At 59.6% G+C, this 21,958-nt stretch carries 18 protein-coding genes and 4 pseudogenes; all 22 read left to right on the top strand.

Annotation, left to right across the window (positions count from 1 at the left end):
- Positions 1–54 precede the first annotated feature (54 nt).
- The 22 genes and pseudogenes from USDA257_RS08820 to USDA257_RS35935 all read left to right on the top strand — a co-directional run bounded on the left by USDA257_RS08820 (position 55) and on the right by USDA257_RS35935 (position 21,763).
- Positions 55–807 (top strand): SDR family NAD(P)-dependent oxidoreductase, encoded by a 753-nt coding sequence (locus USDA257_RS08820; RefSeq protein ID WP_014762576.1) that lies wholly within the window; start codon positions 55–57, stop codon positions 805–807.
- Between the two features lie 956 nt (positions 808–1,763).
- Positions 1,764–2,927, top strand: coding sequence for a Gfo/Idh/MocA family protein (locus USDA257_RS08805; RefSeq protein ID WP_014762568.1), 1,164 nt, complete (start codon positions 1,764–1,766; stop codon positions 2,925–2,927).
- A gap of 11 nt (positions 2,928–2,938) precedes the next feature.
- Positions 2,939–3,796: a sugar phosphate isomerase/epimerase family protein gene (locus USDA257_RS08800; RefSeq protein WP_014762575.1), complete on the top strand. Its 858-nt coding sequence runs from the start codon at positions 2,939–2,941 to the stop codon at positions 3,794–3,796.
- A 98-nt stretch (positions 3,797–3,894) separates the two neighbouring features.
- Entirely contained in the window at positions 3,895–4,833 is a 939-nt protein-coding gene (locus USDA257_RS08795) for a substrate-binding domain-containing protein (RefSeq protein WP_041415053.1), read from the top strand.
- A gap of 129 nt (positions 4,834–4,962) precedes the next feature.
- Entirely contained in the window at positions 4,963–6,009 is a 1,047-nt protein-coding gene (locus USDA257_RS08790) for an ABC transporter permease (RefSeq protein WP_041414027.1), read from the top strand.
- Between the two features lie 95 nt (positions 6,010–6,104).
- A pseudogene (locus USDA257_RS08785) lies at positions 6,105–7,083 on the top strand (thiamine pyrophosphate-dependent dehydrogenase E1 component subunit alpha).
- 12 nt (positions 7,084–7,095) lie between these two features.
- Positions 7,096–8,103, top strand: coding sequence for an alpha-ketoacid dehydrogenase subunit beta (locus tag USDA257_RS08780; protein WP_014762564.1), 1,008 nt, complete (start codon positions 7,096–7,098; stop codon positions 8,101–8,103).
- A 6-nt stretch (positions 8,104–8,109) separates the two neighbouring features.
- Positions 8,110–9,237 carry an acetoin dehydrogenase dihydrolipoyllysine-residue acetyltransferase subunit gene (locus tag USDA257_RS08775; RefSeq protein ID WP_014762572.1) on the top strand — a complete coding sequence of 376 codons (1,128 nt, stop codon included), beginning with the start codon at positions 8,110–8,112 and terminating at the stop codon, positions 9,235–9,237.
- 64 nt (positions 9,238–9,301) lie between these two features.
- Positions 9,302–10,138 carry an SDR family NAD(P)-dependent oxidoreductase gene (locus USDA257_RS08770; protein WP_014762571.1) on the top strand — a complete coding sequence of 279 codons (837 nt, stop codon included), beginning with the start codon at positions 9,302–9,304 and terminating at the stop codon, positions 10,136–10,138.
- An 890-nt stretch (positions 10,139–11,028) separates the two neighbouring features.
- Positions 11,029–12,192, top strand: coding sequence for a Gfo/Idh/MocA family protein (locus tag USDA257_RS08760; protein WP_014762568.1), 1,164 nt, complete (start codon positions 11,029–11,031; stop codon positions 12,190–12,192).
- Between the two features lie 92 nt (positions 12,193–12,284).
- A pseudogene (locus tag USDA257_RS08755) lies at positions 12,285–13,062 on the top strand (sugar phosphate isomerase/epimerase family protein).
- A 98-nt stretch (positions 13,063–13,160) separates the two neighbouring features.
- Entirely contained in the window at positions 13,161–14,099 is a 939-nt protein-coding gene (locus USDA257_RS08750) for a substrate-binding domain-containing protein (RefSeq protein WP_041415053.1), read from the top strand.
- A gap of 129 nt (positions 14,100–14,228) precedes the next feature.
- A pseudogene (locus USDA257_RS08745) lies at positions 14,229–15,276 on the top strand (ABC transporter permease).
- Between the two features lie 95 nt (positions 15,277–15,371).
- Positions 15,372–16,350 (top strand): annotated as a pseudogene (locus USDA257_RS08740) (thiamine pyrophosphate-dependent dehydrogenase E1 component subunit alpha).
- A 12-nt stretch (positions 16,351–16,362) separates the two neighbouring features.
- Positions 16,363–17,370: an alpha-ketoacid dehydrogenase subunit beta gene (locus USDA257_RS08735; RefSeq protein ID WP_014762564.1), complete on the top strand. Its 1,008-nt coding sequence runs from the start codon at positions 16,363–16,365 to the stop codon at positions 17,368–17,370.
- Between the two features lie 6 nt (positions 17,371–17,376).
- Positions 17,377–18,495: an acetoin dehydrogenase dihydrolipoyllysine-residue acetyltransferase subunit gene (locus USDA257_RS08730; protein ID WP_014762563.1), complete on the top strand. Its 1,119-nt coding sequence runs from the start codon at positions 17,377–17,379 to the stop codon at positions 18,493–18,495.
- Between the two features lie 69 nt (positions 18,496–18,564).
- The gene (locus tag USDA257_RS08725; RefSeq protein ID WP_014762562.1) at positions 18,565–19,320 is read left to right on the top strand and encodes an SDR family NAD(P)-dependent oxidoreductase; all 756 of its coding nucleotides are present in this window, start codon (positions 18,565–18,567) and stop codon (positions 19,318–19,320) included.
- 22 nt (positions 19,321–19,342) lie between these two features.
- Complete coding sequence (locus tag USDA257_RS08720; RefSeq protein WP_014762561.1) at positions 19,343–19,759, top strand: GlcG/HbpS family heme-binding protein; 417 nt, start codon at positions 19,343–19,345, stop codon at positions 19,757–19,759.
- A 34-nt stretch (positions 19,760–19,793) separates the two neighbouring features.
- Positions 19,794–20,597: a putative hydro-lyase gene (locus USDA257_RS08715; protein WP_014762560.1), complete on the top strand. Its 804-nt coding sequence runs from the start codon at positions 19,794–19,796 to the stop codon at positions 20,595–20,597.
- Between the two features lie 57 nt (positions 20,598–20,654).
- Positions 20,655–21,122 carry an OsmC family protein gene (locus tag USDA257_RS33700; RefSeq protein ID WP_080605550.1) on the top strand — a complete coding sequence of 156 codons (468 nt, stop codon included), beginning with the start codon at positions 20,655–20,657 and terminating at the stop codon, positions 21,120–21,122.
- A 44-nt stretch (positions 21,123–21,166) separates the two neighbouring features.
- A complete protein-coding gene (locus tag USDA257_RS08705; protein ID WP_014762559.1) occupies positions 21,167–21,460 on the top strand; it encodes a putative quinol monooxygenase in 294 nt (97 codons plus the stop codon).
- 123 nt (positions 21,461–21,583) lie between these two features.
- A complete protein-coding gene (locus tag USDA257_RS35935) occupies positions 21,584–21,763 on the top strand; it encodes a hypothetical protein (RefSeq protein ID WP_014762558.1) in 180 nt (59 codons plus the stop codon).
- Positions 21,764–21,958 lie beyond the last annotated feature (195 nt).

Raw genomic sequence — 21,958 nt, 5'->3', positions numbered from 1 at the left:
TTCAAGTCAAAGCGGTCGAGGGATAGGCCAGCTTTGAAATGAGGGAGGTGACCAATGAAAAAACACCTGGAGGGGAAAACGGCGCTCGTAACTGGCGCGACGTCGGGCATTGGTTTGGCCTGTGCTCGTCAACTGGCGAGTTGCGGTGTCAAGGTAGCGATAGCCGGCCGTCGGGTGGGTCTCCTCGAGGAAATTGCGCGCGATCTGGGTTGCGGCACCATCCCGATCGCCACTGACGTTTCCGACGAAGGGAGTGCAACAACGGCAGTCGGTGCAGCTTGGGAAAGACTTGACGGTATCGATTACCTGATCCACGCCGCGGGCATTGTAACCCCAGCGGCAATCGAGGATCTGACGCCTGAACTATGGCGGCAGCACATTGACGTCAATCTGTCAGGGGCCTTTTACGTGATACGTGATTGTGCACTCAGAATGCGAGAGCGAGGGCAGGGCAGCATTGTGGCCATCGCCTCCAACCTTTCCGTCAAAGGCATGCCGAACTTTGCCCACTACTGCGCGTCCAAGGCCGGGCTGGTAGGCCTGATGAAGGCGCTCGCCCTTGAACTCGCGCCCGAAGTCAGGCTGAATTGCGTTTGCCCTGGCCCGGTGGAGACGCCCATGATGAAGGCCGAACTGGAGTGGTTTGGCGGTACCGCCGAGATTCGGGAGAACACGGTCGCACAGGTTCCCCTGAAGCGGTTCGCCAGTGCGGACGAGATTGCCAAGTTCGTCCTCTTTGTCACCACGGAGGCAGATTTTGCCACGGGCAGCATGCTAAGCATTGATGGTGGCACCACTGCGGGATGAGTGGGTGTGTTGATGAGCTAGCCGCAAGTCGACACAGCCTCAAAAGCCTCGGGCAGCTTAAATGCTGAGCATCCGCCCAACTTTGTGGGATCCTTGCTCATGACCTTGCAACGTGACAGCGACTCTTGCTTTCAAAAACTCATCGTTTGAATCTAAGCTAAAGCCCCGCCTGAGACCGTTTTCGTGTGATCTCAGACCAGTCCCAGTCTCTTGCAGTTCGACGTTCTCGGCACTCAACCGATCGGCCAACATCTTTCCAAGCCCTCGGTTCTCCTCGTCAAACGAGATCTTTCAAATCGGGTGGACAACAGGTTCCGCGCTCATCGATAACATATTCGAGCGAAGTACCAGGCTTCACAGCCGGCGCTTGCTGTTAACGTACACATTAATCGTTTCCTGGCCTTGACAAACGATTACATCGCTCAATCATCGCAGCTGTCGCGACGCTGGATGTCAACGCGAAAAGTTCAGGTAATGTTTGAAAGCTGACAGCTTTGCTTCGGCTAGTTGTGTCCTCATCTCGCTCATTCTAACGAGCTCGTGGGTCACAATCCCTATCGTCCCTTGAAGGTTTACGAACCCGCCCAGCAACAAAAGGGACACTACAACGAAGACTGCGACGCGGCCGCCAAGGCCAATGCGATGTTGTTGAAGCATTCACTTCCTCCCCATTCCGCACAAAAGCGCTGTGCGCTGCCTTCCCTCAAGCAGTAGGACCGACTGAGGAATCGTCTCAGACGAAGATCTCAAGGGCGACCCTTTGGTTACTTTCCTCCTCCGTTTCGGTTCCCTCCGGATTGGGATCTCGCCGAAACTTTGTACCAACCTTCTATCATGTAATCGTTGACACGGCAATTTTTTTGTGGTGTACACGTTTACATAAGGAAAATCGGCGGCCTGGTCGATAATATTTACCGCAGCCGGGGCGCGCTGCAGGCTCGAATGGGGAGACGAAGGTGAAAAAGCTGAACGTTGCATTGATCGGTACAGGCTTCATGGGCAAGGCCCATTCGATTGCCACAGCGGTGGTGCCAATTCTCTTCGGTGCGCCGATCGAGATCGAACGCAAGGTCATCGTCGATATCGACGAGGAGATGGCGCAGAAGGCATCCAAACAGTATGGGTTCGCTGAGTATGCGACCGATTGGCGCGAGGTGGTCTCGCGCCCCGATATCGATATCGTCGATATCTGCACTCCGAATGACACGCACGCCGAGATCGCGATCGCAGCCGCAAAGGCCGGCAAGCACGTTATGTGCGAAAAGCCGATGTCGATGACGGTCGCGGAAGCGGAAGCGATGCTTGCTGCGGCAAGCGAGACTGGCGTAGTGACGATGGTCTCCTACAACTATCGTCACACGCCGGCTCTGCAGATGGCAAAGCGGCTGATTGATGAGGGGCGCATTGGAGATATCCTCACTTTCCGAGGCTACTACCTCCAGGATTGGGGCGCTGACCCGAATGCACCTCTGTCTTGGCGCTTCAACAAGGCCAAGGCCGGCTCAGGTACGATCGGGGATATCGGGACGCATGTGATCGATGCGGCGCGCCTTCTGGTCGGCGAGTTCGCCTCGGTCAACGCTATCGTCAAGACCTTCATTCCGGAACGGCCATTGCCTCTCGGGCGGTTCTTTGGCCAAAGTGGTGCTGCCTCCTCGGAAAAGGGCAAGGTCGACGTCGACGATACTGCGCTCACTCTGATCAAGTTTGCCAGCGGGGCTCACGGCAGTATCGAAGTGACGCGCAATTCTTGGGGCCATCATAATCAGCTTGGCTTCGAGATCCACGGCACCAAAGGCTCGATTGCATTCGATTACCAGCGCCTCAATGAGCTTCGCGTAGCCTTTGCCGATGATCCGGCCGATGCTTTCGGCTTTCGCACCATCTATTCCGGACCGAACCAGCCGTTCGGCGACAAGCTGTGGCCGGTTGCGGGCATGGGGCAGGGCTATATCGATATCAAATCAATCGAATGGTACAACTTTCTCAAGGCGATTGCCGAGAATAAGCCGGCCTCGCCGGACTTCAAGGACGGCGTGCAGATCGAGCGCATTGCCGAAGCCATTCTCGTCTCGGGAGAGAAGGGCGCCTGGGAAGATATCAAGCAGTCTGCTGCCTGAGGAGTGGTCCCATGACGATCAAGCTTGCGATGCACACCTGGCCCTATGCGAGTAACCCGACCTGGTTGCCGGCCTACACGCTTGAGGAGACCATCAAGCGGATCAAGAAGATCGGGTATGACGCGATCGAAATCGGCGCGGCCAGCCCGCATGTCTTTCCGCCGACTCTGAGCGCGCAAAGGCGCAAGGACCTTGGCAAGATGCTCAAGGATTATGAATTGGAGCTGGCGGCCATGCTGCCAGCGCACGGCGGCGGGCCTGGCAACAATGTCGCGTCTCCGATTCCGGAAGAGCGTCGGTGGGCGATCGATCATTACAAGGAAATGGTACAGCTCACCGCCGATTGGGGCGGCAAGCGGCTGATCTGCCTGCCCGGGTGGTTTATCTTCGGCACGACGTACCGGCAGGCGTGGGATTGGGCAGCCGAGGCGATCCGGGAAATCGCCCGCTTCGCGCAGGACTTCGGCGTCGAGATCGTCATTGAGCCCACGCCGGAAGACAGCAACATCGTCAACACCTGTGACAACACCATCGACATGATGAAGGACGTCGGTGAGCCGAACGTCCGGCTGATGTTCGATAGCCATCACGTCATCACCGAGAAGGAGGTGATGAGCGATTATGTATATGCGATGGGGAAGGACCTGGTCCATATCCACGCTTCGGACAACAACCGACTGCCTCCGGGCATGGGCAGGGGCGACTTCCCAGCGCTCATCGACGCGCTGAAGGAAACCGGCTTCGACGGCTATCTGTCGATGGAATGCGGTTTCCACCAGCGGGGCATCGAGCCGGACTGGGTAGCGCGGGTCTCGATGGAATATCTCAAGCCGTTGGTCGACGCAGCAAACGCGCCAAAATCGACCTAGCCATGTAATCGTTAACATAAGCCGTTCCTCAGTGGAGGAGGACGGTCCGGATGATCTTGGGTGCTGCCGGACACCCGAACAAGAAAAGGGGAATAGAAATGAAGCGAATGATTATTGGAACAACTGCGATGTTTCTCGCGGCGTCGTCGGCTTATGCAGGCGATATCGGGGTGACCATTGCGTCCAACGACACGTTCCTGGCGGTGATGGTTCAGGCGATGAAGGACGAGGCCGCCAAGACCAACCAGCCTCTGCAGATCGAGTTTGCTGACGCCGATGTCAACAAACAGCTGTCGCAGATCCAGAACTTCATTGCCGCCAAGGTCGACGCCATCATTGTGAACGTCGTGGAGAGCACCGCGACGCCGACGATCACGAAAATGGCGGCCGACGCCGGCATTCCGCTGGTCTATGTCAACAACACGCCGAGCGACCTTGACAAGCTCGGCTCGGAGGCGGCTTTCATCGGCTCGAAGGAGATCGACGCCGGCACGCTGCAAGCCAAAGAAGTTTGCCGGGTTTTGAAGGAAGAGGGCAAGACCGAGGATGCCGGCATTCTGATCATTCAGGGTGTTCTCGCCCAACACGCCGCCGAAGAGCGTAGCCGGGCGGTCCACGACGTCGTTGCGACGCCGGAATGCAACTTCATGAAGATCATTGACGAGCAGACGGCAAACTGGGATCCGGTGAAGGCGCAGGACCTGATGACCAACTGGATCACGGCGGGCTACAAGCCGGTCGCGGTCGTCGCCAACAACGACGACATGGCACTGGGCGCCATGAACTCGCTCAAGGCGGCCGGTTGGGAGATGAAAGATGTCATCGTGGCCGGCATCGACGCCACCAAGGAGGCGATGCATTATGTGAAGAGCGGCGATCTCGACGCCACCGTCTTCCAGGACGCGGTGGGGCAGGGCGCCGGTTCGGTCGATGCCGCCATTAAACTTGCCAAGGGCGAGAAAGTCGAATCTCCGGTTTGGATTCCGTTTGAACTGGTGAACGCGGCTAACGTCGACACCTACCTCAGCAAGAACTGATCGCTGACCACGGATGTGCCGCAAACGGCGGCACATCCGGCCAGACGAGTTTGGCCAAATGCAAGGTGGACGGCTAACCAAAATGCAAAAGCTAACTCCAACAACTCTTAAGGCGGAGGTTCCTTCGCAATGACTACGCCCTCTGGAGCCACGGCCGTGGCACAAAAGCCGGCAGCGAAAAGAAAGCTTGGGAACGAAATGTCGACGGCCGTGGTGCTCGTCGGTATCGCGCTCATGTTCGAGCTCCTTGGCTGGATTTTTGTTGGAAGTTCATTCCTCGGCAACCAGCAGCGGCTGTCGATCATTATTCTTCAGGTCTCCGTCATCGGTATTCTTGCCGTTGGCGTAACGCAGGTGATTATCACGAGTGGTATCGATCTCTCGTCGGGCTCCGTGGTTGGTCTCGCTGCCATGGTGGCGGCTTCTCTTGCTCAAAGCTCGATAGACGTGCGCGCCCTTTATCCTGCCCTGACGGACCTGTTTCCGATCTGGCCAATTCTAGCAGGGCTCTTGGTTGGCTTGCTTGCCGGTCTGATCAATGGCTTGATAATCGCCAAGACAAACATTCCGCCTTTCATCGCCACTTTAGGAATGATGGTATGCGCCCGCGGCGTTGCCAAGTGGTACACACTTGGTCAGCCTATCGGGCTGCTGAATCCCGACTTTACGTGGCTCGGCAAGAGCTTTTTCATCTTGGGCTTCCCCTTGCCGCTGCCAGTACTTATCTTCATTGCCGTTGCGATCATCTCGCATATCGCTCTGCGCTATACGCGTTACGGCAAGTTCACCTATGCGGTCGGCGCCAATCCGCAGGCCGCGCGAGTCTCGGGCATTGATATCGGCTCGCATCTCATCAAGGTCTATGCAATCGCAGGCCTGCTTTCCGGCCTTGCCGGAGTAGTGACCGCGGCGCGTGCGGCCTCCGCCCAGCCCACTATGGGTGTTGCCTATGAGCTCGATGCCATCGCGGCCGCGGTGATTGGCGGCACCTCGCTTGCCGGCGGCGTCGGTCGCATCACTGGCACGGTGATAGGCACAATCATTCTCGGCGTCATCACCTCAGGCTTCACCTTCCTCAAGATCGGCTCCTATTACCAGGAGATCATCAAGGGAATGATCATCGTCGCCGCCGTCGTCATCGATCAGTACAGGCGTTCGCGCAAAACAAGGGCCTGACGGCAACGAAGGCAACCGCAGCCACATGCATGCCGGTAGCGGAAATTCGCTTCGTAAAACGAGTCGCCGAACCGCGAAATGTCAGTGAGGGACAAATGTCTGCTTTGCAGCTATCACATGAGCAGCTCATCAACGTCTATCGGACCATGCGGACGATCCGCCGGTTCGAGGAGCGGGTGATGCAGGAAATGGGGACGGGCGACATTCCCGGCAACACCCACCTCTATGCCGGGCAGGAGGCAAGTGCGGTCGGCGTCTGCCTGCAGCTTCGCGACGACGACTACATTTCCTCGACGCACCGCGGTCACGGCCACTCGATCGCCAAGGGTGTCGACATCGACGGCATGATGGCCGAGCTGTTCGGCCGTGCCAGCGGCACCTGCGGCGGCAAGGGCGGATCGCAACACATTGCCGATCTTCGCAAGGGGATGCTGGGTGCCAACGGCATCGTCGCGGCCGGAGCGCCGATCACCTGCGGCGCGGCGTTGAGCGCCAAGCTGCTCGGGACCGGGCGAGGTGGCGGTCGCCTTTGCCGGCGACGGCGCCATGAACGAAGGGGTGATGTCGGAAAGTTTCAACCTCGCCAAGATCTGGATGCTGCCGATCATCTTCGTCATCGAGGACAACGGCTTCGGCGAGGCGACGGCGAACGCGTATGTATCGGCCGGCAGCTTCACCCGCCGCGCCGAAAGCTACGACATCCCCGCCATCGAGGTCGACGGCACCGATGTCTTCAGCGTCTATGCCGCGGCCGGCGAGGCGGTGGAGCGCGCCCGGGCGGGCGGCGGCCCGACGATGCTGCACGTGCATGTGCCGCGCTATTACGGCCACTACAGCGGTGACCCGGACACCTACCGCACCCCCGAAGAGAAGGCGGCGATGCGTCGCGAGCGCGATTGCCTCAGCAATTTCCGCAAACGCGTCAAGGAGGTGTCGCTGGTCGAGATGGCAGAGCTCGATGCCGTCGACGCGGCGGTCGAAGCCGAGATCGACCGTGCCGTCAGTGCGGCCAGAGCGGCGCCGTTCCCACCGCTCGCCGCGCTCACCACCGATGTTTACGTGAAGTATTTGTAAGGAGCCGCGACGATGGCACAGAAATCATTTCGGCAGGCCCTGAACGAAGCCCTTCACTTCGAGATGGGCCGCGACCCGCGCGTCATCATGATGGGCGAGGATCTGACCGGCGGCGCCGGCGCCAATGGGGTGAAGGATGCCTGGGGTGGTCCGTTTGGCGTCACCCGCGGGCTGCTCGACGCCTTCGGGCCGGAGCGCATTCGCGACACGCCGATCAGCGAGGCGGCGTTCATCGGCGCGGCGGCGGGGGCAGCGCTGACCGGCCTGCGCCCGATCGCGGAAATCATGTTCGTCGATTTCGCCGGCGTCTGCCTCGATCAGATCATGAACCAGGCGGCGAAGTTCCGCTTCATGTTCGGCGGCCGCGCCAAGACGCCGCTCGTCATCCGCGCCACCTATGGCGCCGGCAGCCGCTCCGGGTCGCAGCACACCCAGGCGCTCTATCCGATCTTCACCCACATTCCCGGTCTCAAGGTGGTCATACCGTCGACCCCCTATGACGCCAAAGGCCTGTTGCTGCAGGCGATCCGCGACGACGATCCGGTGATCTTCCTCGAGCACAAGATGCTCTATGACACGGTGGGGGAAGTGCCTGACGGCGCCTACACGATCCCCTTCGGCGAGGCGCGGGTGGCGCGTGACGGCAAGGACGTGCTGATCATCGCCATCGGCCGCATGGTCCAGGTCGCCGAAGAGGCCGCCCGCAAGCTGGCGGCCGAGGGCATCTCCGCCTGCATCATCGACCCGCGCACCACCTCGCCGCTCGACGAAGACACGCTGCTGGAGTTCACCGAGACGATCGGGCGTGTCGTCATCGTCGACGAAGCCAATCCGCGCTGCAGTGTCGCCACCGATATCTCGGCGCTGCTTGCCGACAAATGCTTCGATGCGCTGAAGGCGCCGATCAAGCTGGTGACGGCGCCGCATGCGCCGGTTCCCTACGCCCCCAATCTCGAGGACGCCTATATCCCGTCGGCCGATGCCGTGGTGAAGGCCGCGACCTCCATTATCAAGAGGTAGACCACGATGTCGTCAATCGAGGCAGTCACCGTTCCCAAATGGGGAATGACGATGACCGAGGGCAAGATCACCCAGTGGATGGTCGGCGAGGGCGAGCATGTCACGCGCGGTCAGGAAATCCTGGAGATCGAAACCACCAAGGTCACCAATGTCGTCGAAGCCGCCGCCACCGGAACGCTGAGACGCATCGTCCTCAAAGAGGGAACGACGGCGCCGGTCGGTGCCCTGGCCGGGGTGATCGCCGAGGCGGCGGCGACGTCGGAAGAGATCGACGCCTTCATCGCAAGCTATGCCGACCGGCTTGGTGCAGGCGACGAAGGCGACGGCGGCGTCCCCGTGCCGCGAACGATCGCTGTTGATGGGGGTGCCGTCAACGTTCTCGAAGCTGGACCGCAGGGCGACGAGACGGTGGTGCTGCTGCACGGGTTTGGCGGCGATCTTTCGACATGGCTGTTCAACCAGTCGGCACTCGCCGAAAACATGCGGGTGGTTGCCATCGACCTGCCCGGACACGGCGCGTCGTCGCCGATCGCGGGCGGCGATGTCTTCCCGAAGATCGTCTCTGCCGTGGAAGCGGCGGTCGAAGCGGTCGCGCCCGGCAAGCTTCACCTCATCGCCCACTCCTTCGGCGGTGCTGTCGCCGCGGCGATCGCCGCCAATCGGCCCTCGCGCGTCGGTTCGCTGACGCTGATCGCCCCGATCGGGCTGAGCCGCCAGATCAGCCGGGATTTCCTCGTCGACTTCGTTGCGGCGGAGCGCCGCCGCCCGCTGCTCGGCGTATTGGAGCGGCTGTTCGCCGATCCGTCGAAGATCACCAGCGACATGGTCGAGGGAACGCTTCGCTTCAAGCGGCTCGAGGGTGTGCCGGAGGCGCTGTCGGCGATCGCCGACACGATTGCCGACGACAATGGCCAGCTGCAGTCGATCGGCGACCAGCTTCAGGCGTTGACGTGCCCGGTGACGCTCATCTGGGGCGAGCGCGATGGGATCGTCCCGGTGCCGCAGCAAGCCGAAGTGCCCGGCAATGTCCAGCTGCGCATCATCCCGGGCGCCGGCCACATGCCGCAGATGGAGGCATCCTCCGCCGTCAACGAAGCCATTATGGAGAACATCCAGCGATCGTCAGGAATCTGATTGTGGGTTCCCTCCGCTGGCCGTCATTCAAGTCAAAGCGGTCGAGGGATAGGCCAGCTTTGAAATGAGGGAGGTGACCAATGAAAAACACCTGGAGGGGAAAACGGCGCTCGTAACTGGCGCGACGTCGGGCATTGGTTTGGCCTGTGCTCGTCAACTGGCGAGTTGCGGTGTCAAGGTAGCGATAGCCGGCCGTCGGGTGGGTCTCCTCGAGGAAATTGCGCGCGATCTGGGTTGCGGCACCATCCCGATCGCCACTGACGTTTCCGACGAAGGGAGTGCAACAACGGCAGTCGGTGCAGCTTGGGAAAGACTTGACGGTATCGATTACCTGATCCACGCCGCGGGCATTGTAACCCCAGCGGCAATCGAGGATCTGACGCCTGAACTATGGCGGCAGCACATTGACGTCAATCTGTCAGGGGCCTTTTACGTGATACGTGATTGTGCACTCAGAATGCGAGAGCGAGGGCAGGGCAGCATTGTGGCCATCGCCTCCAACCTTTCCGTCAAAGGCATGCCGAACTTTGCCCACTACTGCGCGTCCAAGGCCGGGCTGGTAGGCCTGATGAAGGCGCTCGCCCTTGAACTCGCGCCCGAAGTCAGGCTGAATTGCGTTTGCCCTGGCCCGGTGGAGACGCCCATGATGAAGGCCGAACTGGAGTGGTTTGGCGGTACCGCCGAGATTCGGGAGAACACGGTCGCACAGGTTCCCCTGAAGCGGTTCGCCAGTGCGGACGAGATTGCCAAGTTCGTCCTCTTTGTCACCACGGAGGCAGATTTTGCCACGGGCAGCATGCTAAGCATTGATGGTGGCAGCCACTGCGGGATGAGTGGGTGTGTTGATGAGCTAGCCGCAAGTCGACACAGCCTCAAAAGCCTCGGGCAGCTTAAATGCTGAGCATCCGCCCAACTTTGTGGGATCCTTGCTCATGACCTTGCAACGTGACAGCGACTCTTGTCTTTCAAAAACTCATCGTTTGAATCTAAGCTAAAGCCCCGCCTGAGACCGTTTTCGTGTGATCTCAGACCAGTCCCAGTCTCTTGCAGTTCGACGTTCTCGGCACTCAACCGATCGGCCAACATCTTTCCAAGCCCTCGGTTCTCCTCGTCAAACGAGATCTTTCAAATCGGGTGGACAACAGGTTCCGCGCTCATCGATAACATATTCGAGCGAAGTACCAGGCTTCACAGCCGGCGCTTGCTGTTAACGTACACATTAATCGTTTCCTGGCCTTGACAAACGATTACATCGCTCAATCATCGCAGCTGTCGCGACGCTGGATGTCAACGCGAAAAGTTCAGGTAATGTTTGAAAGCTGACAGCTTTGCTTCGGCTAGTTGTGTCCTCATCTCGCTCATTCTAACGAGCTCGTGGGTCACAATCCCTATCGTCCCTTGAAGGTTTACGAACCCGCCCAGCAACAAAAGGGACACTACAACGAAGACTGCGACGCGGCCGCCAAGGCCAATGCGATGTTGTTGAAGCATTCACTTCCTCCCCATTCCGCACAAAAGCGCTGTGCGCTGCCTTCCCTCAAGCAGTAGGACCGACTGAGGAATCGTCTCAGACGAAGATCTCAAGGGCGACCCTTTGGTTACTTTCCTCCTCCGTTTCGGTTCCCTCCGGATTGGGATCTCGCCGAAACTTTGTACCAACCTTCTATCATGTAATCGTTGACACGGCAAGTTTTTTTGTGGTGTACACGTTTACATAAGGAAAATCGGCGGCCTGGTCGATAATATTTACCGCAGCCGGGGCGCGCTGCAGGCTCGAATGGGGAGACGAAGGTGAAAAAGCTGAACGTTGCATTGATCGGTACAGGCTTCATGGGCAAGGCCCATTCGATTGCCACAGCGGTGGTGCCAATTCTCTTCGGTGCGCCGATCGAGATCGAACGCAAGGTCATCGTCGATATCGACGAGGAGATGGCGCAGAAGGCATCCAAACAGTATGGGTTCGCTGAGTATGCGACCGATTGGCGCGAGGTGGTCTCGCGCCCCGATATCGATATCGTCGATATCTGCACTCCGAATGACACGCACGCCGAGATCGCGATCGCAGCCGCAAAGGCCGGCAAGCACGTTATGTGCGAAAAGCCGATGTCGATGACGGTCGCGGAAGCGGAAGCGATGCTTGCTGCGGCAAGCGAGACTGGCGTAGTGACGATGGTCTCCTACAACTATCGTCACACGCCGGCTCTGCAGATGGCAAAGCGGCTGATTGATGAGGGGCGCATTGGAGATATCCTCACTTTCCGAGGCTACTACCTCCAGGATTGGGGCGCTGACCCGAATGCACCTCTGTCTTGGCGCTTCAACAAGGCCAAGGCCGGCTCAGGTACGATCGGGGATATCGGGACGCATGTGATCGATGCGGCGCGCCTTCTGGTCGGCGAGTTCGCCTCGGTCAACGCTATCGTCAAGACCTTCATTCCGGAACGGCCATTGCCTCTCGGGCGGTTCTTTGGCCAAAGTGGTGCTGCCTCCTCGGAAAAGGGCAAGGTCGACGTCGACGATACTGCGCTCACTCTGATCAAGTTTGCCAGCGGGGCTCACGGCAGTATCGAAGTGACGCGCAATTCTTGGGGCCATCATAATCAGCTTGGCTTCGAGATCCACGGCACCAAAGGCTCGATTGCATTCGATTACCAGCGCCTCAATGAGCTTCGCGTAGCCTTTGCCGATGATCCGGCCGATGCTTTCGGCTTTCGCACCATCTATTCCGGACCGAACCAGCCGTTCGGCGACAAGCTGTGGCCGGTTGCGGGCATGGGGCAGGGCTATATCGATATCAAATCAATCGAATGGTACAACTTTCTCAAGGCGATTGCCGAGAATAAGCCGGCCTCGCCGGACTTCAAGGACGGCGTGCAGATCGAGCGCATTGCCGAAGCCATTCTCGTCTCGGGAGAGAAGGGCGCCTGGGAAGATATCAAGCAGTCTGCTGCCTGAGGAGTGGTCCCATGACGATCAAGCTTGCGATGCACACCTGGCCCTATGCGAGTAACCCGACCTGGTTGCCGGCCTACACGCTTGAGGAGACCATCAAGCGGATCAAGAAGATCGGGTATGACGCGATCGAAATCGGCGCGGCCAGCCCGCATGTCTTTCCGCCGACTCTGAGCGCGCAAAGGCGCAAGGACCTTGGCAAGATGCTCAAGGATTATGAATTGGAGCTGGCGGCCATGCTGCCAGCGCACGGCGGCGGGCCTGGCAACAATGTCGCGTCTCCGATTCCGGAAGAGCGTCGGTGGGCGATCGATCATTACAAGGAAATGGTACAGCTCACCGCCGATTGGGGCGGCAAGCGGCTGATCTGCCTGCCCGGGTGGTTTATCTTCGGCACGACGTACCGGCAGGCGTGGGATTGGGCAGCCGAGGCGATCCGGGAAATCGCCCGCTTCGCGCAGGACTTCGGCGTCGAGATCGTCATTGAGCCCAACGCCGGAAGACAGCAACATCGTCAACACCTGTGACAACACCATCGACATGATGAAGGACGTCGGTGAGCCGAACGTCCGGCTGATGTTCGATAGCCATCACGTCATCACCGAGAAGGAGGTGATGAGCGATTATGTATATGCGATGGGGAAGGACCTGGTCCATATCCACGCTTCGGACAACAACCGACTGCCTCCGGGCATGGGCAGGGGCGACTTCCCAGCGCTCATCGACGCGCTGAAGGAAACCGGCTTCGACGGCTATCTGTCGATGGAATGCGGTTTCCACCAGCGGGGCATCGAGCCGGACTGGGTAGCGCGGGTCTCGATGGAATATCTCAAGCCGTTGGTCGACGCAGCAAACGCGCCAAAATCGACCTAGCCATGTAATCGTTAACATAAGCCGTTCCTCAGTGGAGGAGGACGGTCCGGATGATCTTGGGTGCTGCCGGACACCCGAACAAGAAAAGGGGAATAGAAATGAAGCGAATGATTATTGGAACAACTGCGATGTTTCTCGCGGCGTCGTCGGCTTATGCAGGCGATATCGGGGTGACCATTGCGTCCAACGACACGTTCCTGGCGGTGATGGTTCAGGCGATGAAGGACGAGGCCGCCAAGACCAACCAGCCTCTGCAGATCGAGTTTGCTGACGCCGATGTCAACAAACAGCTGTCGCAGATCCAGAACTTCATTGCCGCCAAGGTCGACGCCATCATTGTGAACGTCGTGGAGAGCACCGCGACGCCGACGATCACGAAAATGGCGGCCGACGCCGGCATTCCGCTGGTCTATGTCAACAACACGCCGAGCGACCTTGACAAGCTCGGCTCGGAGGCGGCTTTCATCGGCTCGAAGGAGATCGACGCCGGCACGCTGCAAGCCAAAGAAGTTTGCCGGGTTTTGAAGGAAGAGGGCAAGACCGAGGATGCCGGCATTCTGATCATTCAGGGTGTTCTCGCCCAACACGCCGCCGAAGAGCGTAGCCGGGCGGTCCACGACGTCGTTGCGACGCCGGAATGCAACTTCATGAAGATCATTGACGAGCAGACGGCAAACTGGGATCCGGTGAAGGCGCAGGACCTGATGACCAACTGGATCACGGCGGGCTACAAGCCGGTCGCGGTCGTCGCCAACAACGACGACATGGCACTGGGCGCCATGAACTCGCTCAAGGCGGCCGGTTGGGAGATGAAAGATGTCATCGTGGCCGGCATCGACGCCACCAAGGAGGCGATGCATTATGTGAAGAGCGGCGATCTCGACGCCACCGTCTTCCAGGACGCGGTGGGGCAGGGCGCCGGTTCGGTCGATGCCGCCATTAAACTTGCCAAGGGCGAGAAAGTCGAATCTCCGGTTTGGATTCCGTTTGAACTGGTGAACGCGGCTAACGTCGACACCTACCTCAGCAAGAACTGATCGCTGACCACGGATGTGCCGCAAACGGCGGCACATCCGGCCAGACGAGTTTGGCCAAATGCAAGGTGGACGGCTAACCAAAATGCAAAAGCTAACTCCAACAACTCTTAAGGCGGAGGTTCCTTCGCAATGACTACGCCCTCTGGAGCCACGGCCGTGGCACAAAAGCCGGCAGCGAAAAGAAAGCTTGGGAACGAAATGTCGACGGCCGTGGTGCTCGTCGGTATCGCGCTCATGTTCGAGCTCCTTGGCTGGATTTTTGTTGGAAGTTCATTCCTCGGCAACCAGCAGCGGCTGTCGATCATTATTCTTCAGGTCTCCGTCATCGGTATTCTTGCCGTTGGCGTAACGCAGGTGATTATCACGAGTGGTATCGATCTCTCGTCGGGCTCCGTGGTTGGTCTCGCTGCCATGGTGGCGGCTTCTCTTGCTCAAAGCTCGATAGACGTGCGCGCCCTTTTATCCTGCCCTGACGGACCTGTTTCCGATCTGGCCAATTCTAGCAGGGCTCTTGGTTGGCTTGCTTGCCGGTCTGATCAATGGCTTGATAATCGCCAAGACAAACATTCCGCCTTTCATCGCCACTTTAGGAATGATGGTATGCGCCCGCGGCGTTGCCAAGTGGTACACACTTGGTCAGCCTATCGGGCTGCTGAATCCCGACTTTACGTGGCTCGGCAAGAGCTTTTTCATCTTGGGCTTCCCCTTGCCGCTGCCAGTACTTATCTTCATTGCCGTTGCGATCATCTCGCATATCGCTCTGCGCTATACGCGTTACGGCAAGTTCACCTATGCGGTCGGCGCCAATCCGCAGGCCGCGCGAGTCTCGGGCATTGATATCGGCTCGCATCTCATCAAGGTCTATGCAATCGCAGGCCTGCTTTCCGGCCTTGCCGGAGTAGTGACCGCGGCGCGTGCGGCCTCCGCCCAGCCCACTATGGGTGTTGCCTATGAGCTCGATGCCATCGCGGCCGCGGTGATTGGCGGCACCTCGCTTGCCGGCGGCGTCGGTCGCATCACTGGCACGGTGATAGGCACAATCATTCTCGGCGTCATCACCTCAGGCTTCACCTTCCTCAAGATCGGCTCCTATTACCAGGAGATCATCAAGGGAATGATCATCGTCGCCGCCGTCGTCATCGATCAGTACAGGCGTTCGCGCAAAACAAGGGCCTGACGGCAACGAAGGCAACCGCAGCCACATGCATGCCGGTAGCGGAAATTCGCTTCGTAAAACGAGTCGCCGAACCGCGAAATGTCAGTGAGGGACAAATGTCTGCTTTGCAGCTATCACATGAGCAGCTCATCAACGTCTATCGGACCATGCGGACGATCCGCCGGTTCGAGGAGCGGGTGATGCAGGAAATGGGGACGGGCGACATTCCCCGGCAACACCCACCTCTATGCCGGGCAGGAGGCAAGTGCGGTCGGCGTCTGCCTGCAGCTTCGCGACGACGACTACATTTCCTCGACGCACCGCGGTCACGGCCACTCGATCGCCAAGGGTGTCGACATCGACGGCATGATGGCCGAGCTGTTCGGCCGTGCCAGCGGCACCTGCGGCGGCAAGGGCGGATCGCAACACATTGCCGATCTTCGCAAGGGGATGCTGGGTGCCAACGGCATCGTCGCGGCCGGAGCGCCGATCACCTGCGGCGCGGCGTTGAGCGCCAAGCTGCTCGGGACCGGGCAGGTGGCGGTCGCCTTTGCCGGCGACGGCGCCATGAACGAAGGGGTGATGTCGGAAAGTTTCAACCTCGCCAAGATCTGGATGCTGCCGATCATCTTCGTCATCGAGGACAACGGCTTCGGCGAGGCGACGGCGAACGCGTATGTATCGGCCGGCAGCTTCACCCGCCGCGCCGAAAGCTACGACATCCCCGCCATCGAGGTCGACGGCACCGATGTCTTCAGCGTCTATGCCGCGGCCGGCGAGGCGGTGGAGCGCGCCCGGGCGGGCGGCGGCCCGACGATGCTGCACGTGCATGTGCCGCGCTATTACGGCCACTACAGCGGTGACCCGGACACCTACCGCACCCCCGAAGAGAAGGCGGCGATGCGTCGCGAGCGCGATTGCCTCAGCAATTTCCGCAAACGCGTCAAGGAGGTGTCGCTGGTCGAGATGGCAGAGCTCGATGCCGTCGACGCGGCGGTCGAAGCCGAGATCGACCGTGCCGTCAGTGCGGCCAGAGCGGCGCCGTTCCCACCGCTCGCCGCGCTCACCACCGATGTTTACGTGAAGTATTTGTAAGGAGCCGCGACGATGGCACAGAAATCATTTCGGCAGGCCCTGAACGAAGCCCTTCACTTCGAGATGGGCCGCGACCCGCGCGTCATCATGATGGGCGAGGATCTGACCGGCGGCGCCGGCGCCAATGGGGTGAAGGATGCCTGGGGTGGTCCGTTTGGCGTCACCCGCGGGCTGCTCGACGCCTTCGGGCCGGAGCGCATTCGCGACACGCCGATCAGCGAGGCGGCGTTCATCGGCGCGGCGGCGGGGGCAGCGCTGACCGGCCTGCGCCCGATCGCGGAAATCATGTTCGTCGATTTCGCCGGCGTCTGCCTCGATCAGATCATGAACCAGGCGGCGAAGTTCCGCTTCATGTTCGGCGGCCGCGCCAAGACGCCGCTCGTCATCCGCGCCACCTATGGCGCCGGCAGCCGCTCCGGGTCGCAGCACACCCAGGCGCTCTATCCGATCTTCACCCACATTCCCGGTCTCAAGGTGGTCATACCGTCGACCCCCTATGACGCCAAAGGCCTGTTGCTGCAGGCGATCCGCGACGACGATCCGGTGATCTTCCTCGAGCACAAGATGCTCTATGACACGGTGGGGGAAGTGCCTGACGGCGCCTACACGATCCCCTTCGGCGAGGCGCGGGTGGCGCGTGACGGCAAGGACGTGCTGATCATCGCCATCGGCCGCATGGTCCAGGTCGCCGAAGAGGCCGCCCGCAAGCTGGCGGCCGAGGGCATCTCCGCCTGCATCATCGACCCGCGCACCACCTCGCCGCTCGACGAAGACACGCTGCTGGAGTTCACCGAGACGATCGGGCGTGTCGTCATCGTCGACGAAGCCAATCCGCGCTGCAGTGTCGCCACCGATATCTCGGCGCTGCTTGCCGACAAATGCTTCGATGCGCTGAAGGCGCCGATCAAGCTGGTGACGGCGCCGCATGCGCCGGTTCCCTACGCCCCCAATCTCGAGGACGCCTATATCCCGTCGGCCGATGCCGTGGTGAAGGCCGCGACCTCCATTATCAAGAGGTAGACCACGATGTCGTCAATCGAGGCAGTCACCGTTCCCAAATGGGGAATGACGATGACCGAGGGCAAGATCACCCAGTGGATGGTCGGCGAGGGCGAGCATGTCACGCGCGGTCAGGAAATCCTGGAGATCGAAACCACCAAGGTCACCAATGTCGTCGAAGCCGCCGCCACCGGAACGCTGAGACGCATCGTCCTCAAAGAGGGAACGACGGCGCCGGTCGGTGCCCTGGCCGGGGTGATCGCCGAGGCGGCGGCGACGTCGGAAGAGATCGACGCCTTCATCGCAAGCTATGCCGACCGGCTTGGTGCAGGCGACGAAGGCGACGGCGGCGTCCCCGTGCCGCGAACGATCGCTGTTGATGGGGGTGCCGTCAACGTTCTCGAAGCTGGACCGCAGGGCGACGAGACGGTGGTGCTGCTGCACGGGTTTGGCGGCGATCTTTCGACATGGCTGTTCAACCAGTCGGCACTCGCCGAAAACATGCGGGTGGTTGCCATCGACCTGCCCGGACACGGCGCGTCGTCGCCGATCGCGGGCGGCGATGTCTTCCCGAAGATCGTCTCTGCCGTGGAAGCGGCGGTCGAAGCGGTCGCGCCCGGCAAGCTTCACCTCATCGCCCACTCCTTCGGCGGTGCTGTCGCCGCGGCGATCGCCGCCAATCGGCCCTCGCGCGTCGGTTCGCTGACGCTGATCGCCCCGATCGGGCTGAGCCGCCAGATCAGCCGGGATTTCCTCGTCGACTTCGTTGCGGCGGAGCGCCGCCGCCCGCTGCTCGGCGTATTGGAGCGGCTGTTCGCCGATCCGTCGAAGATCACCAGCGACATGGTCGAGGGAACGCTTCGCTTCAAGCGGCTCGAGGGTGTGCCGGAGGCGCTGTCGGCGATCGCCGACACGATTGCCGACGACAATGGCCAGCTGCAGTCGATCGGCGACCAGCTTCAGGCGTTGACGTGCCCGGTGACGCTCATCTGGGGCGAGCGCGATGGGATCGTCCCGGTGCCGCAGCAAGCCGAAGTGCCCGGCAATGTCCAGCTGCGCATCATCCCGGGCGCCGGCCACATGCCGCAGATGGAGGCATCCTCCGCCGTCAACGAAGCCATTATGGAGAACATCCAGCACGGGTGAGCACGCGTAGTACCGGTGCCCGAAGTGTGAAGTGAACTGGTCGGTAGTGATCTAATTGGGAGCAAATCCATGTCCGGACGTTTGTCAGGAAAGCGCGTTCTCTTGACGGGAGGCGTAGCGAATATCGGTCTTGCCATACTTGAGGCCTTCGTTGCGGAAGGCGCGATTGTTTCCGTAGTCGACATCGACGCGGACAAGGGCTCCGAAGTCGAAAAGCGATTTGGCGGGCGGGTTCGCTTCTTCAAAGCGGATATCTCGCAGGAAGAGGAAATCAAATCCGCGATCGCTCAATCAGTCGCGTGGATGAAGGGGATGGACACACTGTGCCTGAATGCGGGCGTCCAACTCTCCGGCAAAGTCGAAGACTTTAGTACAAGCAATTGGGACAAGGTTTTCACGATCAACGTGCGTGCAAATTTCATCTTTGCGCGCGAGTCCGTCAAACATCTCCGCGAGGCTGGCAAATCCTCGATTGTCATGATGTCGTCGCTGGCCGGCAAGCGCGGCGCCCCGGGATTGCTAGCCTATTCCGCATCGAAGGCGGCCATAATCGGGTTGACCACAACGCTTGCCCTCGAATTGGCTCGCGACGGAATACGCGTAAACGCTGTTTGCCCCGGATGGATCGACACGCCGTTCAACCAGCCGGCCATCGACTATATTGGCGGCAGGGACAAGCAGGAAGCCCTGGTTCCGACAGTCATTCCGCTTGGGCGGCAAGCTACGCCGCAAGAGGTGGCTCCGTTGTTCGTCTATCTCGCCTCGGATGAGGCTTCGTATGTCACTGCTCAGTCGATCAATGTCGATGGCGGCATCTACAACTAAGGTCAACGGCGAGGGTACGAAAATGGCCAAGATGATTACGCATGAATCAGCGCTCAAAGCCATTGAGGTCGGCGCGGCGAAAGCACGGGAGCTTGGAGAGCCTTCTTCTCTTGCGATTGTTGATGCCGGCGGCAACCTGATGGCATTCTTGCGTGTGGACGACGCCGCACTTTCGACAGTCGAGATTGCGCAAGGCAAGGCATATACCGCTCTGGCCCTGCGCTCGCCTTCCGGAAACTGGCTCGAAATAGTGCAGCCAGGCGCAGCGCTCTATGGGCTTGATGCGCTCGGCGGACGCAGGCCATTTGTCGTCTTCGGCGGCGGATTGCCGGTCCACGACGGCAAGACCGTCATTGGGGGAGTTGGCGCGTCGGGGGGACCGGTGGATGCCGACATAGCGATCGCTGAGGTGATGGTGTCAGCATTACAGCAACACTAAGTCCGATACGTCCTTCCCTGCATACGAGGTTCGCATGTCAATGGAGTCAGTTGCAGCAAAAGCATCAATGTCGGCTTCCGAAGTTCGACAATTGATCCGCCAAGGGAGCCTTCGCGTCCCGACCACCGGGTTTGCCGAGGGGTTCATGCAAGCCAATCTTGTGATCTTGCCTGAACGGCATGCATCCGACTTTCATATGTTTTGCGAGCGCAATCCTAAGAGTTGCCCGTTGCTTGGCATTGGCAAGCCGGGGAATCCGGGCTTGCCTGAATTGGGTTCGATCGACATTCGCACAGATGTGGCACGATATCGCGTCTACCGATCTGGCGTGCACACGGAGACAGTAGAAAACCTCTCTGACATTTGGCGAGACGATCTGGTGACCTTTGCGCTTGGTTGCTCGTTCTCGTTCGAGAGCGCCATCCTTCGCGCCGGGATCGATATCCGTCACATCAGTGCCAATCGCAACGTTCCGATGTACGCAACGAACCTGCCGACCAGCCCTGCAGGGCCATTTGCCGGTTCGATGGTGGTGTCGATGCGAGCATTCCGGCCGGCCGACACCATCCAGGCGATCATCTTGTCCGAACGTTACCCACTCGCCCACGGCGCCCCGGTTCACATAGGAAACCCCGCCGAGATTGGCATCAAAGACATCAACAGACCGGATTACGGAGATCCGCCGGTCATCGAACCGGGTGACATGCTCGGTTTCTGGGCCTGTGGCGTGACGCCGCAGCTGGCGCTTCAGCAGGCGAAACTCGATCTGGCGATCACACATGAGCCGGGCTTCATGCTGGTCACCGATCTGTCAGCGGACTCACAGTCCGTCAGGTGAAGAAGCTCCAGGCAAATTGCCTGCCATCCTTGAAATCAATCATATCGGGAGCACAGCATGTCTGAACACACCGCTCGCATTGAATGGACCGCGACTGAGCATAGCAAACAACCTGGCACGTACAGCCGCGACCATCAGTCCATCATCAGCCCAAAAGTAAGCATACCTGTTTCGGCAGCCCCGGATTATCTGGGCAACAGCGAGCTGGCCGATCCAGAACAGTTGCTCGTTTCTGCGCTCGCAAGTTGCCACATGCTGTACTTCCTCGCGATCTGCGAAGCTAGCGGTTATAAAGTCAGCACCTATGCGGACGAAGCAATCGGCACCGTCGCGAAAAGTCCTGTGGGCTTCCACTGGGTATCGTCGATCACCCTTCGACCCAGAGTATCCTTCAGCGCGGAGAAGCAGCCAGATCGAGAGACTTTGGCTCGATTGCATCACCGCGCGCACAAGGGATGCTTCATCGCAAATTCAATTCGGTCAAAAGTATCCATCGAGCCCCAACCGCAGTTAGCTGATGCTTGACCCCGAAATTAACCGGCTAAAAACCTCTGAAAAACAGGTGAAACATGAAAGAAAAACTTGTCGTCGTTGCAACGGTTATCGCGCATCAAGGAAAGGAGGATCAACTCCGCGAAGCCCTGCTAGAGCTCGTTTCCTTTGCAAAGACGGAACCGGGGTTCGTCCAGTACGATCTGCACGTGTCGCTCGAGCGATCCGGAGAGTTCGTATTTTATGAGATCTGGGAGGATGAGCAGTCGCTTGACCTGCACAACAACACGGATTCAATGAAGGCATTCGGTGCGAAGGCGGGCCAATGGATCCAATCGGTCACACTCAATAAATACAAGCGCATCTCTTGAGCCTGGGTACGGCTTGGATCACGAATTGCGATGCTCATATACAGCCTGGCCCGGCCGAAAGTCAAAATTTCGGGCGGGCCACAGCAATCGTTTACCGGATGAGTGAGCTTAAAGGACCGTCGGATGACTTCCAACATGGATAAAGGCTGTGAGAAAGCTCCCGATCTCTCGGCGCGCTATCGTCCAATAGCCCTGAAGGCTGTCCTTGCCGCCTACAGCATTGGTTCCGCAAAAGCAAAACCAATGCCGTTGCGGCAGGAGTTTCAACACCATCCAGGCATTTATGGGAACGATGAAGACTAAACCCCGCTTGATCTCTCCCGATCCTGAGGCGAGAAGCGGATATCGCCTGCGAGGACACTGCAGTCGGACGGCCTCGCTCGCATTCGCCACCTTCGGCAAGGGGCGGAGCTCGTAATCGAGGCCTCGGGCGTCGGCTCGGGCCTCAGTTATTGGTTTGGGCACTGTTTCAGCCGTGGACGCGGCGTTGATCCGATG

The organism is Sinorhizobium fredii USDA 257, from assembly GCF_000265205.3.
GTDB lineage: Bacteria > Pseudomonadota > Alphaproteobacteria > Rhizobiales > Rhizobiaceae > Sinorhizobium > Sinorhizobium fredii_B.
The sequence above is the reverse complement of the archived record's forward strand: the minus strand, read 5'-3'. Positions and strand labels throughout refer to the sequence as shown.

Coding starts and splice junctions, on each gene's coding strand:
- USDA257_RS08820 (WP_014762576.1), top strand. CDS start 55: ATGAAAAAACACCTGGAGGGGAAAACGGCGCTCGTAACTGGCGCGACG.
- USDA257_RS08800 (WP_014762575.1), top strand. CDS start 2,939: ATGACGATCAAGCTTGCGATGCACACCTGGCCCTATGCGAGTAACCCG.
- USDA257_RS08795 (WP_041415053.1), top strand. CDS start 3,895: ATGAAGCGAATGATTATTGGAACAACTGCGATGTTTCTCGCGGCGTCG.
- USDA257_RS08790 (WP_041414027.1), top strand. CDS start 4,963: ATGACTACGCCCTCTGGAGCCACGGCCGTGGCACAAAAGCCGGCAGCG.
- USDA257_RS08780 (WP_014762564.1), top strand. CDS start 7,096: ATGGCACAGAAATCATTTCGGCAGGCCCTGAACGAAGCCCTTCACTTC.
- USDA257_RS08775 (WP_014762572.1), top strand. CDS start 8,110: ATGTCGTCAATCGAGGCAGTCACCGTTCCCAAATGGGGAATGACGATG.
- USDA257_RS08770 (WP_014762571.1), top strand. CDS start 9,302: ATGAGGGAGGTGACCAATGAAAAACACCTGGAGGGGAAAACGGCGCTC.
- USDA257_RS08750 (WP_041415053.1), top strand. CDS start 13,161: ATGAAGCGAATGATTATTGGAACAACTGCGATGTTTCTCGCGGCGTCG.
- USDA257_RS08735 (WP_014762564.1), top strand. CDS start 16,363: ATGGCACAGAAATCATTTCGGCAGGCCCTGAACGAAGCCCTTCACTTC.
- USDA257_RS08730 (WP_014762563.1), top strand. CDS start 17,377: ATGTCGTCAATCGAGGCAGTCACCGTTCCCAAATGGGGAATGACGATG.
- USDA257_RS08725 (WP_014762562.1), top strand. CDS start 18,565: ATGTCCGGACGTTTGTCAGGAAAGCGCGTTCTCTTGACGGGAGGCGTA.
- USDA257_RS08720 (WP_014762561.1), top strand. CDS start 19,343: ATGGCCAAGATGATTACGCATGAATCAGCGCTCAAAGCCATTGAGGTC.
- USDA257_RS08715 (WP_014762560.1), top strand. CDS start 19,794: ATGTCAATGGAGTCAGTTGCAGCAAAAGCATCAATGTCGGCTTCCGAA.
- USDA257_RS33700 (WP_080605550.1), top strand. CDS start 20,655: ATGTCTGAACACACCGCTCGCATTGAATGGACCGCGACTGAGCATAGC.
- USDA257_RS08705 (WP_014762559.1), top strand. CDS start 21,167: ATGAAAGAAAAACTTGTCGTCGTTGCAACGGTTATCGCGCATCAAGGA.
- USDA257_RS35935 (WP_014762558.1), top strand. CDS start 21,584: ATGACTTCCAACATGGATAAAGGCTGTGAGAAAGCTCCCGATCTCTCG.